Genomic DNA, 12,478 nt, shown 5'->3' with positions numbered 1-12,478 from the left:
CTCGTCACCCGAAGGCAACAAAAGCGAATCAAACTTGGCTCAAGGTTCAAACGAATTCATTTCAATTTACATTGTCATGACCGCTTGCCTTGATATTTGGTGATTTGTCACCAACGTCAGCAAGCGCCCACATGAATTACCTGATCAAATTGTTAAAGAGCGTTTCGCTGCGGGGGTTACTGTGAAAGCAACCGGCTTGCCGTTGACTTGGCTTGCCTCAGCGAGGAAGGCGTATTCTACGCATTTCCTGGCGGTTGTCAATATGCGATTTTCAAAACCGCTAACTCGTTGACTAACCAAGGCTTTTACACCTCATTCACCGCTGGTAACGCTAGGCGTCCCCGGCAGCGGATGCGTACTCTACGGATTCACTGACGGGTTGGCAAGGGCTTTTTGACAGAAAGTTCAAATAAGCGTCACACGGGCGTAACGTTTCTTACCCGCCTGAATAACATAGCTCTTACCTGTCGCCAGCATGGTGTCTTTAGCAACGACGTCGCCGTCGACTTTGACGCGGCCATTACCCAACATATCTTTGGCCTGGGCACTGTTGTTCGCAAGCTCTGCTCTATTAAGCACTGCCGCGATGGGCGCTTGCTCGCTGCCTTCAAAATCGACCGTGACTTCCGGCAGGTCTTCCGGCAGCTCGCCATCGGCCAGCTGATTACCCGCAGACTTGTGCGCATTGGCTGCTGCTTCGTCCCCGTGATAACGAGCAATCAGCTCCCGCGCCAGCTCCATTTTGATATCCCGCGGGTTTGCGCCCTGCTCAACGCTGTGCTTAAGCGCGTCGATCTCTTCGTTCGATTTCAAAGAGAGCAGCTCAAAATAGCGCCACATCAAGCTATCCGGCATGGAGACCAGTTTATTGAACATGGAACCCGGCGCTTCATCGACACCAATGTAGTTGCCCAAGGACTTCGACATCTTCTGCACGCCGTCTAACCCTTCCAACAGCGGCATGGTAATGACCACCTGGGGTTCCTGGCCGAAGTGCTTTTGGATCTCGCGCCCCATTAGCAGGTTGAACTTCTGGTCCGTACCACCCAGCTCGACATCGGCCTCAAGCGCTACCGAGTCATAGCCTTGTACCAGCGGGTAGAGAAATTCGTGAATAGCAATGGACTGATTGGCTTTATAGCGCTTTTCAAAGTCGTCCCGTTCCAGCATACGGGCAACGGTGCTTTGGGCAGCCAGTTCAATCATTTTGGCGGCGGAGAGCTCGCTAAACCACTCGGCGTTAAAACGCACCTCGGTCTTTTCAGGGTCGAGAATTTTAAACACCTGCTCTTTATAAGTTTCGGCGTTGGCTTTCACGTCCTCTTCAGTGAGCGGTTTGCGCGTCACGTTCTTACCGGTGGGATCGCCGATACGACCAGTAAAATCGCCTATCAAAAAGATAACCGTGTGCCCTAAGTCTTGAAATTGGCGCATTTTGGTTAATAACACGCTGTGCCCCAGGTGCAGGTCAGGGGCTGTAGGATCAAAACCCGCTTTGATACGCAGTTTGCGGCCTGAAGCCAGCTTCTTCTTTAACTCATCCTCTACCAGGATTTCATGCGTACCGCGCGATAACAGCGCTAAAGCCTGATCCACCTCACTCATTGCCTCTCTCCACTATAAAGAACCGCCCATACCGGGCTCAGGTGATAAATAGCCGACGATGTTACCATGCTCGCTCGCCTTGGTTGAGCCTTGGTTTAGCGCTGACCCTGGTTTAGCCTCAGCCCAGCTTTGTACGAGTTCGCTTATGAAAACGCCTACCGCTTCGCCGCTTTACTATATTGGCCTGATGTCCGGCACTAGCCTGGACGGGATTGATGCGGCACTCATCGCCATCGAAGGTGATTCGCCACCGCGCCTGTTGGCAACCCATGCCGAGCCCATGCCGGATGATCTGCATCGTCTGCTGCTCACGCTATGTCATGCAGCGCAGGTGAGTTTTGCTCAGCTCGCAGCAGCGGAGCACGCGTTCTGTCAATGCCAAGCCCGCGCCGTACAGCACTTATTAGCACCCCTTTCAGTGAGCGTAGAACAGGTCAGCGCCATCGGCAGCCACGGACAAACCATTGAACACGCACCCGTGGGACACAACGATGGACCGGCGTATACGCTTCAGTTGGATAATCCAAGCCTGTTGGCAGAACTGACTGGCTGCACGGTAGTGGCCGACTTCCGCCGCCGCGACCTTGCAGCAGGAGGCCAGGCCGCTCCACTGGCACCGGCGTTTCATCAAGCGCTGTTTGGTAGATCATCAGCGCATCAGTTGGTGCTGAACCTGGGTGGCTTTGCCAACCTCACCTGGCTTTCCAGCCAACCGAGCGACCCAGTGATCGGGTTTGATACCGGGCCCGCGAATGTTTTATTGGATGGCTGGTTTGCCTTGCACCAAGGGGGCCGCTTTGACAGGGACGGCGATTGGGCCGCGAGCGGAAAAGTAGATGAAGCGCTGTTAGCTCGGTTGTTGTCAGAATCCTTTTTCCAGCAACCACCGCCGAGAAGCACTGGACGAGAGCTATTTCATCTGGATTGGCTACGAAAACATCTTAGCGGGCAGGAAGCCGCCGCTGATGTGCAGGCGACGCTTGCAGAGCTCACCGCCGTCAGTGTCGCCCAGGGGATTGAACAACTGCGGATCAATGACGACCCGCTCACGCTGATCACCGCTGGCGGCGGCGCTCACAACGGCTACTTAATGCAGCGCCTTGCCCATCACCTGCCTCGCGCCACGCTCACTTCGCCAGCGGCGTACGGCTGGCCTGAAGACTGGATAGAAGCCGGCGCCTTTGCCTGGCTAGCTCACCAGCGATTGAATCATCTGCCTGGCAACTTACCTTCGGTCACCGGTGCGCAGGGCCCGCGAGTGCTGGGTGGTATTTATGCTGCGTAGCTTATGCTGCGTTGCTAACGCTTAGTAATCATCGCCATCGCGCAGTCCCAAATGGCTCGGCACCTGCTCCTCTAGTGAGAGGTTACGCTCCTTGGCGTCACTGACGTTGAGCAGCATGCGTAGGTCGTTAGCCGAGTCGGCGTGGGCCATGGCCACCTCTCTGCTTATATGCCCCGCCTGATGCAGGTCGTGCAACGCCTGATCGAAGGTCTGCATTCCAACATCACGGGACTTGGCCATTGCTGCTTTAATCTCGGCGACGTCTCCTTTACGGATCAAGTCGGCAATGCGCGGCGACTGCAGCATGATCTCAATGGCCGCACGGCGCCCGCCCGCAATCGTAGGTAGCAATTGCTGGGCGACGACTGCACGCAGATTCAACGAAAGATCCATCCATATCTGCTCATGGCGTTCATGGGGGAAGAAGTGAATGATGCGCTCCAGCGCTTGATTGGCATTATTGGCATGTAGCGTTGCCAAGCAGAGATGCCCGGTTTCAGCAAAGGTCAGCGCGTGTTCCATGGTTTCTCGGGTGCGGATTTCACCAATCAGAATCACATCCGGCGCCTGACGCAGGGTATTTTTGAGCGCCACCTCAAACGATTCGGTATCGATCCCCACCTCACGCTGATTGACGATAGCGCGCTTGTGCGGGTGCAGGTACTCAATGGGGTCTTCGATGCTGATGATATGGCCGCCAACGGTTTCGTTGCGCTGCTGAATCATTGCCGCCAGGGTTGTCGACTTCCCAGTTCCCGTGCCGCCCACCACTAGCACCAGCCCGCGCTTGGCCAGAGCTAATTCAGCCAACTGCTCCGGCACGCCCAGCGCCTCCAGGCGAGGAATTTCAATCGCGATGCTGCGTACCACCATCGCCATCTGGTTGCGCTGCTGAAACGCGCTGACCCGAAAACGCCCTTTGTCCTCGCGACTCAGCGCGAAGTTCGCCTCATGCTCGCTGGCAAACCGCTCGCGCAACCCTTCTGGCAGCGTGTGGATGACCAGCTCGTTGACCTGGTGGGCGGTTAAACGCTGCTGTCCCAACGGCACCAGCCCATCGGGCATTTTCAGGCTTGGCGGCGCACCCACGGAGATGAGTAAATCGGAAGCGTTCTGCTCAACCATAATATCGAGTAGTTGATGCAGCCACTGGGTGGGCGAAAGTTGGGCACCTGGCACTCTATGCTCCTTAGTCATCCTTCATCGACAGCGTTCCCTTCGCACTCAGCTGCGCCTCTTCCAAACTTACCGTACCCTCTTTCACTAACCGGGAAAGCGCGGCATCCAGCGTTTGCATGCCAAGGCTACCGCCGGTTTGAATGGCCGAATACATCTGCGCCACCTTGTCTTCACGGATCAGGTTGCGCACCGCAGACGTGGCAATGAGAATTTCATGTGCCGCCACGCGGCCTCCGCCCTGGCGTTTAAGCAGCGACTGCGAAACCACTGCCTGGAGCGATTCGGACAGCATCGAACGCACCATGGCTTTCTCTTCACCGGGGAAGACATCAATGATGCGGTCAACGGTTTTAGCGGCCGACGTAGTGTGTAGCGTACCCAGCACTAAGTGCCCCGTCTCTGCCGCGGTAAGCGCCAGACGGATAGTTTCTAGATCACGCAGCTCACCGACCAAAATAACATCGGGGTCTTCACGCAGCGCGCTACGCAACGCATCGGCAAAGCTATGGGTGTCGCGATGCACTTCGCGTTGGTTAATCAAACAGCGCTTGCTGGCGTGGACAAACTCTACGGGATCTTCAATGGTCAGAATGTGCTCGTAGCGATGATCATTAATGTAATCGATCATCGCGGCCAGCGTGGTGCTCTTGCCCGACCCCGTTGGCCCTGTCACCAGCACCAGCCCCCGCGGCAACATCGCCAGGCGCTCAAATACCTCGCCAAGCCCCAGCGTCTGCATGGAAAGCACTTGATTGGGGATGGTGCGAAACACCGCCCCTGCACCGCGCGCTTGAGTGAAAACATTCACGCGAAAACGTGCAATCCCCGGCACCTCAAAGGAAAAATCAATTTCCAAGTGCTCTTCGTAGTCGCGCCGCTGTCGATCATTCATGATGTCGTAGATCAATTTGCGCACACCATTATTATCGATCGCGGGCACATTGAGCCGACGAATGTCCCCATCAACACGTATCATGGGAGGCAAACCGGCCGAAAGGTGCAAGTCAGAGGCATTCTGCTTTGCCGAGAATGCTAGCAGTTCGGTAATATCCATCTCTCTTCCCAGCTGCGGTAAGGTGCTTGAGTATGACAGACATCGCGCTTAACGAGTCACTCGGTCATTCATACGATCAGGCGCGTGAACGCCTGCGCAACGCATTAGAAGGCGCGGGACGTGCTCAGGATGCGGCCAAGTTGCTAGCGGTTAGCAAGACCAAACCTGCGGCAATGATTCGCCAGGCTTGGCAGTTAGGCCAGCGTGAGTTTGGTGAAAACTATCTGCAAGAAGCGCTAGAGAAGCAGACTGAGCTTGCTGATCTTGACGACATTGTATGGCATTTCATTGGGCCGCTGCAGTCCAACAAGACCCGCGCTGTCGCCGAGCACTTTGATTGGGTGCACAGCGTTGATCGTCTAAAAATTGCCAAGCGCCTCAGCGAACAGCGCCCAACGCACCTTGCGCCGCTGAACATCTGCCTGCAGGTTAATATCAGCCGCGAAGAGAGCAAAGCCGGTGTGCTGCCGGAGGCGTTAGAAGAGTTGGCCAAAGAAGTCGCCACCCTGCCTAATCTGCGCCTGCGCGGCTTAATGGCGATCCCCGCTCCGGCAGAGGGTATCGACGCCCAGCGCCAGCCCTTGGCAGCGCTGCGCGAGGCGTTCACCGCTTTACAAAGCAGCTTGCCAGACGCGCCTCTTGATACGCTCTCGATGGGCATGAGCGACGATTTAGAAGCGGCGATACTGGAAGGCGCCACACTGGTAAGGTTAGGCACCGCGATTTTCGGCGCCCGCTAATCGGCGTAGGCGGGCAGTAGCCTACCTTTACACTGAACATACTTTTACTTAAGGACACCTGGCATGGCGAATAAAATTACCTTCATTGGCGCTGGCAATATGGCCAGCGCCATTATCGGCGGCCTGATCGACAGTGGCGTCGCGCCTTCTACTATTACCGCCACCGCGCCAAATGACAGCGAGCTGGCATCGATTAAACAACGCATGGGCATCAATACCCACACCGACAACAATGCGGCGGTGGCTGAGGCCGATGTGGTGGTACTGGCGGTGAAGCCACAAATCATGCGCAACGTATGCGAAGCGCTGCACGAGAGCGTACAGCGCCAGCAGCCATTGGTTATCTCGATTGCTGCCGGTCTGGATGCCAATACGATTGATCAGTGGCTAGGTGGCAATAACGCCATGGTGCGCTGCATGCCCAATACGCCCTCGCTGGTTGGCTATGGTGCAAGCGGCCTCTACGCCAACGCGAAAGTAAGCGACGAGCAGCGCGATGTGGCCACCCAGCTAATGGAAGCAGTCGGCATTGTCGAGTGGGTAGAAGAGGAAGCTCTGCTGGACGCAGTGACCGCTGTTTCCGGCAGTGCACCGGCCTATTTCTTTCTGATGTTCGAAGCCATGGAAGAAGCCGCTGTTAAACTCGGCCTGCCTGCCGCCACCGCACGCCGCCTCGCTATTCAAACCGCACTGGGTGCCGCTACGATGGCGCAGCAGAGTGATAAAGACCCGGCCACGTTGAAAAAGAACGTGATGTCACCGGGCGGCACCACCGAACGAGCTATTCAACATATGGAAGAGGCACAGTTGCGCACCACGATTGCCGGCGCCATGCAGGCATGTGCTGATCGCGCCCAGGCAATGGCTAAGGAACTGAGCGGAGAGTGACATAACGGTTCAGTAACACCACTGCTTCGCAACGAATCATCAAGGAGACATAATAATGGGCAATGAATTGGGAAGTGCAGGGTTAATGCTGGTTAATACCCTAATCAATATTTACCTTTTTTTACTGATGCTGCGCTTTCTGCTGCAAGCGTCGCGGGCGGATTACTACAATCCGTTGAGCCAGTCGGTGGTCAAAATCACCCAGCCGGTAGTCGGCCTGTTTCAGGGGTTTTTAGGCCCTGTTGCTGGTCGTTTTGATCTCGCCACGTTGGCGGCAGGCTTTGTCTTGAAAGTCGTCAGCATTGTCGCCATTTTCATGGTCATCGGCGTTGGCATGCCACCGATTCCTGGACTGCTGATTGCGGGCGTGGCGGCCTTGGCGAATGCGATTTTAAAAATCTACTTCTTCGCCATGATTGTCATGATCATCTTAAGCTGGGTAGCACCTAACGCCAGCCACCCAGGCGCTCTGCTCATCATGCAGTTGGTGGAGCCGATTATGGCACCGGTGCGCAAGGTAGTTCCATCATTGGGCATGATCGATCTTTCGCCTATCGTGGTGTTTATTGCCATTAACCTAATCGATGGTTTGGTGGTCGGCTCAATGATTCGTGCGGCGGGCATTTCCGGCGCGCTGGTTGGGTTGTGATGGCGACGGCCAGTGCCTATTTAGCAAGCTTCATTCAGTCGCAAACCTTCAGCAGGACTAGCGCCTTCAATGCCTGATTCAGACACTCTTGCCTTTGCAGACCGGCCGGCGACATCCGTCGGCCTTGTCACTCCGCACGTAGCACGCTTCGACACGCCCCTCGCACTGGCGTGTGGCAAAGTGCTGCCTGCCTACGAGCTGATTTACGAAACTTACGGCACGCTGAACGCTGAGCGCAGCAACGCCGTGCTGATTTGCCACGCACTTTCAGGCCACCACCACGCGGCGGGCTACCATAGCGAGGATGATCGCAAGCCCGGCTGGTGGGATGCCCATATTGGCCCCGGCAAAGCGATCGATACCAATCGCTTCTTTGTTGTCTCGCTGAATAATCTGGGCGGCTGCCACGGCAGCACCGGGCCGGTCAGTCACAATCCCGAGACCGGCCGCCAGTGGGGGCCCGAATTCCCCATGGTGACAGTTAGCGACTGGGTAGCCAGCCAAGCGCGGCTAGCCGACCAACTGGGAATTGAGCGCTGGGCTGCCGCCGTCGGTGGCAGCCTTGGCGGCATGCAAGTCATGCAATGGACCATGACCTATCCGGAACGCGTCGCTAACGCGGTGGTGATTGCCGCAACGCCACGGCTCTCGGCACAGAATATCGCCTTTAATGAAGTGGCCCGCCAGGCGATTCGTTCAGATCCAGAGTTTTATGATGGCTGGTACGCTGAGCACGACACCGTACCCAAACGAGGACTGAAGCTGGCGCGTATGGTGGGCCATATCACCTATCTGTCAGAAGACGCCATGGGCAGCAAATTTGGCCGCGACCTGCGCAGCGATGACCTTAATTTTGGCTTCGATGTCGAGTTTCAAGTGGAGTCCTATCTGCGCTATCAGGGCGACACCTTTTCCACCGCTTTCGATGCCAATACCTACCTGCTGATGACCAAGGCGCTGGACTACTTTGACCCGGCGGCGACCCAGGGCGGCGACTTTGCCAAGGCGCTTGCGCCTGCGCAGTGCCCGTTCTTAATTGTCAGTTTTACTACCGACTGGCGCTTTCCGCCTTCGCGCTCCAGGGAACTGGTCGATGCGCTCACCCGGGCAGGTAAATCGGTCAGCTACGCCAACATTGACTCGCCCCATGGGCACGATGCTTTCTTACTCTCAGAGCCACGCTACGACGCTATCGTCAGCGCCTTTATGAACCGCGCCGCCCGGGAGCTGAATCTCGCCCCGCTGGGTAAAGACGAGTCGAGCACGGAGGAGACACCATGATGCGCGCCGACCTTGAACTGATTTACGACTGGGTGCCTAAAGGGGCGCACGTGCTTGATCTTGCCTGCGGCGATGGCGAGCTGCTGGAGACCCTGGCACGCAATAAAGGCGTGACGGGCTATGGCCTGGAGATCGACCATGACGGTATTAATGCATGTGTGGCACGCGGCGTCAGCGTGATTGAGCACAACCTGGATGACGGCTTAAGCAGCTTTTGCGACAATAGCTATGATCAAGTGATCATGACCCAGGCGCTGCAGGCGCTGCGCCGCCCCGATAAGATGCTGGATGAAATGCTGCGCGTCGCCGAAGAGGGCATTATCACCTTCCCCAATTTCGCCTACTGGCGCCACCGTATTCATTTAGGTCTGCGCGGCTATATGCCAGTCTCCAAGTCGCTCCCTCACGCCTGGTATGACACGCCCAACATTCACCTCTCAACATTCAATGACTTTGAGCATCTATGCCGTGAAAAGGGCCTGATGATTGTTGATCGCGCGGTGGGTGTCGGGGATCATCAAGGCCACTGGAAATCACGTTTATGGCCCAATCTGTTTGGTGAAATTGCCATTTTCCGCGTTCGCCGCCGATAGGCTGATACGTTTACCAAGGCTTATGACGATTTATGGAGATACGCTCATGTTACGTCGCCTAATGATCAGCGCCGCCCTTATCGGCACGCTCGTCACAACTGCTGCTGCCTACGCTGAACAGTTCACCCGGGTTGGCGATTATGAAATTCATTACAGCGCGGTGAACAGCAGCTTTCTGACGCCTGAAGTGGCGCAAGCGAACAACATCCAGCGCAGCGCTACCCGTGGTTTGGTCAATGTTAGCGTGCGTGAGCGCCAGGAGGATGGCACTACTCGCGCCGTCAATGCCAGCGTTCAGGGTCATGTGAGCGGTTTAACCGGGGCTCAGGAGTCACTCAGCTTTCGTACCGTTCATGACGGCGATGCCACCTACCATATTGCGCCTTTCACAATGCGTGAAGATGAAAGCATGCGCTTTGAGTTAAGCGTGCGCTATGACCGAAATGCAGCCCCTGAACCGGTGAACTTTATTCAACGTTTTTATATTGATCGCTAAGTCACACCTGTATAGCTCTCGACAAGATAGCTCTCGACATGCCGTAGGTAGATTGATGCAAGGGCGCTTTAGACCCATCCTTGCTTACAACTACCCACGGCTGCTGGTCATATGCCAACGCAGGCAAAGCTTGCTCTACCTACAGCCGTACAGGCAGGTTACGGGTTAACCGCACTCCAATGGGACGCTGTTGCTCACGGATCACGTCAATACCATAGGCCAGCACTTCCACCCCGCGGGCCGAGGCCTCTAAAAGGGCTGCTGCGTAAGTAGCGTCGATATGGGCTGCGGCGGCCACGTCAGCAATGCCTTCGTGGGCAACACAAAACAGCAGCACCGCCCGCTCGCCCTGCTCTGCCAATACCCGCAGCGAATGCAGATGCTTGGTGCCGCGCACGCTCACCGAGTCAGGAAAGTAGCCATGGCCATCCTCCTCTTTCAGGGTGACCTGCTTCACCTCGATATACGCCCGCCCTCGCGATGGATCATCCAGCATAAAATCGAGTCGGGCATCGACTACTTTCACTTCCCGGCGCAAGCTGGCATAGCCTTTCAACGGCGCCAGTTCACCCGCCTCCAATGCCGCTTCGACAATGCGATTAGCACGGCCGGTATGCACCGAGGCGAGCGCCACCTTTCCATTGGCTTGTGGCAGTTCGATAAACTCCCAGGTCCAGGCCAGTTTACGCTTAGGGTTATCGCTGGGTGACAGCCACACTCGGCAACCCGGCACATTCACTGCTTTCATTGAGCCGGTATTGGGACAGTGCGCGACCACCTCGCGGCCATCATCTAAAAGGACATCGGCAAGAAACCGCTTATAGCGCTTGAGCAGTATGCCCGGCACAAGCTCTGGATAGCCCAGCATCATAACCTGCCCACAAAGCGGGCAATCCTCGCCACCGCCTCTTCCAAACGCGCCACATCATTGGTGAAGGCAATACGCACATGATGCTCGCCACCGCGCACGGCAAAATCAATACCGGGGGTAATCGCCACATTCTCTTCCAGCAACAGGCGCTCACAGAAGGATTGGCTATCATGGCTATAATGGGAGATATCCAACCATAAATAGAATGCCCCCTGGGGCGGTAGATCCGGCGCCAGGCCTAAGCTTGCCAAGCCTTTCAATAGCACCTGACGGCGCTCTTTCAGGGTCTCACGGCGCTGCTCGAGAATCGTGCGGCACTCGGGCGTAAACGCCGCCAGGGCGGCATGCTGGGAAGGCGTCGGTGCAGCCAGAAACATATTCTGCGCCAGCCGCGTTAATGGCTCTACTGCATGCTCGGGTGCCACCAGCCAACCCAGGCGCCAGCCGGTCATGCCAAAGTATTTTGAAAAGCTGTTGACCACAAAGGCGTTGGCGGAGAGCGAAGTCGCTGAGAGCGGCGCATCGTCATAGTTGAGGCCCTGATAAATCTCATCGACGATGACCTCGCCCTCGCGCTCAGCAACCGCCGCCAGAACTGATGAGAGCTGTTGCGCGCTCAACGTATGGCCGGTGGGGTTAGAAGGCGACGCCAACATCGCAAGGCTTGTGTCCTTACGCCAATGCTGAGCGACCAGTCCAGCGTCCAACTGCCAGCCGCTACCACGCCCCACGGATACCGCGTCAATCTCAGCACCAGCTAGCGCCATAAAGTGACGATTGCAGGGGTAATTCGGATCAGCCATCAGCACCCGCGAGCCGGTTTCTACTAATAACTGGCTAGCCAGCAGCAGTGCCCCCGATGCGCCGGGGGTTATCAAAATGCGCGCCGGATTTATTGTGGCGTTAAAGTGCTCTGCATAATGCCCGGCAATCGCCTCACGCAGCGCGGGCAGCCCCGCAGCTGGGGTGTAGCGGGTATGGCCATTGGCAAGTGCCTGCTGCCCGGCAGCTATAATCGGCTCTGGGGTAGCAAAGTCCGGTTCGCCCACCTCCAGATGAATCACATCGTGACCGAGCGCTTCCCGTGCCTGGGCCATTTCCAGCAAATGCATGACCCGAAAAGGGGCAACGTGATCGACACGTGAATTCCAGGCCATAACGGCTCCTTCGTCTCATCATTTTAAAATTTGGGGGATACTATTAAAATCTAACTAAAACATGGCACTAATTTTTTATCGCACAACACTATGGTCGAAAACGCACCATTATGCTTGCAACCTAGCCATTTTTCAGCTAAACAAGCATCCCTTTGGCGTGAGATCGTGACATACGCTCATGGTCGATCAGTAGTCACATATGTAAGGGGCAGTCCCATGCCAGTAGCAGAAAAGAAAACGGAAGCGTCCAAGTCCTTCACCCCGTATGAGCCAGCTCCGGGTGAAGAGTATATGAACGAGCAGCAGCTAGCGCACTTCCGTCAGCTGCTGCTGGATTGGAAACAGGATCTCATGGAAGAGGTGGATCGTACCGTACGCCACCTGCAGGAAGATGCGAATAACTACGCCGACCCCGCCGACCGCGCTACCCAGGAAGAAGGCTTTAGCCTGGAACTGCGTACTCGGGACCGCGAGCGTAAGCTACTTAAGAAAATCAACGAGACGCTGGATAACATCGATGATGACGATTACGGCTTCTGCGAAGCCTGTGGCGTTGAAATCGGCATCCGTCGTTTAGAAGCTCGCCCCACCGCTACGCTCTGCGTGGATTGCAAAACCTTGGCTGAACTGAAAGAAAAACAGCTCGGCGGCTGAGCGCTAAAAGAACGTTCTATTCGAAC

General features: G+C 56.1%; 13 protein-coding genes. 8 read left to right on the top strand and 5 right to left on the bottom strand.

The annotated features are described in order from the left end of the window. Positions 1-405: 405 nt before the first annotated feature. Positions 406-1,605: a tyrosine--tRNA ligase gene (gene tyrS, locus AC5TBW_RS01805; RefSeq protein ID WP_495510444.1), complete on the bottom strand. Its 1,200-nt coding sequence runs from the start codon at positions 1,603-1,605 to the stop codon at positions 406-408. A gap of 145 nt (positions 1,606-1,750) precedes the next feature. Between tyrS and AC5TBW_RS01800 the strand changes: the two genes are divergently transcribed. Continuing rightward, positions 1,751-2,890 carry an anhydro-N-acetylmuramic acid kinase gene (locus AC5TBW_RS01800; RefSeq protein WP_495510443.1) on the top strand — a complete coding sequence of 380 codons (1,140 nt, stop codon included), beginning with the start codon at positions 1,751-1,753 and terminating at the stop codon, positions 2,888-2,890. Positions 2,891-2,911: 21 nt separating this feature from the next. On the opposite strand, the gene AC5TBW_RS01795 is transcribed toward AC5TBW_RS01800, so the two are convergent. Beyond that, complete coding sequence (locus tag AC5TBW_RS01795) at positions 2,912-4,087, bottom strand: PilT/PilU family type 4a pilus ATPase (protein ID WP_495510442.1); 1,176 nt, start codon at positions 4,085-4,087, stop codon at positions 2,912-2,914. After that, positions 4,080-5,123 carry a type IV pilus twitching motility protein PilT gene (locus tag AC5TBW_RS01790; protein WP_495510441.1) on the bottom strand — a complete coding sequence of 348 codons (1,044 nt, stop codon included), beginning with the start codon at positions 5,121-5,123 and terminating at the stop codon, positions 4,080-4,082. Before AC5TBW_RS01790 ends, AC5TBW_RS01795 begins: the two co-directional genes overlap by 8 nt. A 32-nt stretch (positions 5,124-5,155) precedes the next feature. Between AC5TBW_RS01790 and AC5TBW_RS01785 the strand changes: the two genes are divergently transcribed. From AC5TBW_RS01785 to AC5TBW_RS01760, 6 genes are all read left to right on the top strand, one after another. After that, positions 5,156-5,863: a YggS family pyridoxal phosphate-dependent enzyme gene (locus AC5TBW_RS01785; RefSeq protein WP_495510440.1), complete on the top strand. Its 708-nt coding sequence runs from the start codon at positions 5,156-5,158 to the stop codon at positions 5,861-5,863. Between the two features lie 63 nt (positions 5,864-5,926). After that, positions 5,927-6,751, top strand: coding sequence for a pyrroline-5-carboxylate reductase (gene proC, locus AC5TBW_RS01780; RefSeq protein ID WP_495510439.1), 825 nt, complete (start codon positions 5,927-5,929; stop codon positions 6,749-6,751). 55 nt (positions 6,752-6,806) lie between these two features. After that, entirely contained in the window at positions 6,807-7,400 is a 594-nt protein-coding gene (locus tag AC5TBW_RS01775) for a YggT family protein (RefSeq protein ID WP_495510438.1), read from the top strand. Positions 7,401-7,469: 69 nt separating this feature from the next. Further along, positions 7,470-8,681: a homoserine O-succinyltransferase MetX gene (gene metX / locus AC5TBW_RS01770; protein WP_495510437.1), complete on the top strand. Its 1,212-nt coding sequence runs from the start codon at positions 7,470-7,472 to the stop codon at positions 8,679-8,681. Further along, positions 8,681-9,274 carry a methionine biosynthesis protein MetW gene (metW, locus tag AC5TBW_RS01765; RefSeq protein WP_495511898.1) on the top strand — a complete coding sequence of 198 codons (594 nt, stop codon included), beginning with the start codon at positions 8,681-8,683 and terminating at the stop codon, positions 9,272-9,274. Before metX ends, metW begins: the two co-directional genes overlap by 1 nt. Before the next feature lie 46 nt (positions 9,275-9,320). Beyond that, positions 9,321-9,770: a DUF4426 domain-containing protein gene (locus tag AC5TBW_RS01760; protein ID WP_495510436.1), complete on the top strand. Its 450-nt coding sequence runs from the start codon at positions 9,321-9,323 to the stop codon at positions 9,768-9,770. 139 nt (positions 9,771-9,909) lie between these two features. Here the strand turns inward: AC5TBW_RS01760 and sfsA are convergent, their stop codons facing one another. Then, complete coding sequence (gene sfsA, locus AC5TBW_RS01755) at positions 9,910-10,638, bottom strand: DNA/RNA nuclease SfsA (protein WP_495511897.1); 729 nt, start codon at positions 10,636-10,638, stop codon at positions 9,910-9,912. Continuing rightward, positions 10,638-11,798 carry an aminotransferase class I/II-fold pyridoxal phosphate-dependent enzyme gene (locus AC5TBW_RS01750; RefSeq protein ID WP_495510435.1) on the bottom strand — a complete coding sequence of 387 codons (1,161 nt, stop codon included), beginning with the start codon at positions 11,796-11,798 and terminating at the stop codon, positions 10,638-10,640. The genes sfsA and AC5TBW_RS01750 overlap by 1 nt, the downstream gene beginning before the upstream one ends. Positions 11,799-12,014: 216 nt before the next feature. On the opposite strand from AC5TBW_RS01750, the gene dksA reads away from it, so the two are divergent. Further along, positions 12,015-12,452 carry an RNA polymerase-binding protein DksA gene (gene dksA, locus AC5TBW_RS01745; protein ID WP_008958813.1) on the top strand — a complete coding sequence of 146 codons (438 nt, stop codon included), beginning with the start codon at positions 12,015-12,017 and terminating at the stop codon, positions 12,450-12,452. The last annotated feature ends 26 nt before the right edge of the window (positions 12,453-12,478 follow it).

Source organism: Vreelandella sp. ssv (assembly GCF_059448525.1).
This window is presented reverse-complemented; position numbering and strand designations above follow the sequence as displayed.

Excerpts from the sequence above, each read along its gene's own strand:
- tyrS (WP_495510444.1), bottom strand. The coding sequence starts at position 1,605 with ATGAGTGAGGTGGATCAGGCTTTAGCGCTGTTATCGCGCGGTACGCAT.
- AC5TBW_RS01800 (WP_495510443.1), top strand. The coding sequence starts at position 1,751 with ATGAAAACGCCTACCGCTTCGCCGCTTTACTATATTGGCCTGATGTCC.
- AC5TBW_RS01795 (WP_495510442.1), bottom strand. The coding sequence starts at position 4,087 with ATGACTAAGGAGCATAGAGTGCCAGGTGCCCAACTTTCGCCCACCCAG.
- AC5TBW_RS01790 (WP_495510441.1), bottom strand. The coding sequence starts at position 5,123 with ATGGATATTACCGAACTGCTAGCATTCTCGGCAAAGCAGAATGCCTCT.
- AC5TBW_RS01785 (WP_495510440.1), top strand. The coding sequence starts at position 5,156 with ATGACAGACATCGCGCTTAACGAGTCACTCGGTCATTCATACGATCAG.
- proC (WP_495510439.1), top strand. The coding sequence starts at position 5,927 with ATGGCGAATAAAATTACCTTCATTGGCGCTGGCAATATGGCCAGCGCC.
- AC5TBW_RS01775 (WP_495510438.1), top strand. The coding sequence starts at position 6,807 with ATGGGCAATGAATTGGGAAGTGCAGGGTTAATGCTGGTTAATACCCTA.
- metX (WP_495510437.1), top strand. The coding sequence starts at position 7,470 with ATGCCTGATTCAGACACTCTTGCCTTTGCAGACCGGCCGGCGACATCC.
- metW (WP_495511898.1), top strand. The coding sequence starts at position 8,681 with ATGCGCGCCGACCTTGAACTGATTTACGACTGGGTGCCTAAAGGGGCG.
- AC5TBW_RS01760 (WP_495510436.1), top strand. The coding sequence starts at position 9,321 with ATGTTACGTCGCCTAATGATCAGCGCCGCCCTTATCGGCACGCTCGTC.
- sfsA (WP_495511897.1), bottom strand. The coding sequence starts at position 10,638 with ATGCTGGGCTATCCAGAGCTTGTGCCGGGCATACTGCTCAAGCGCTAT.
- AC5TBW_RS01750 (WP_495510435.1), bottom strand. The coding sequence starts at position 11,798 with ATGGCCTGGAATTCACGTGTCGATCACGTTGCCCCTTTTCGGGTCATG.
- dksA (WP_008958813.1), top strand. The coding sequence starts at position 12,015 with ATGCCAGTAGCAGAAAAGAAAACGGAAGCGTCCAAGTCCTTCACCCCG.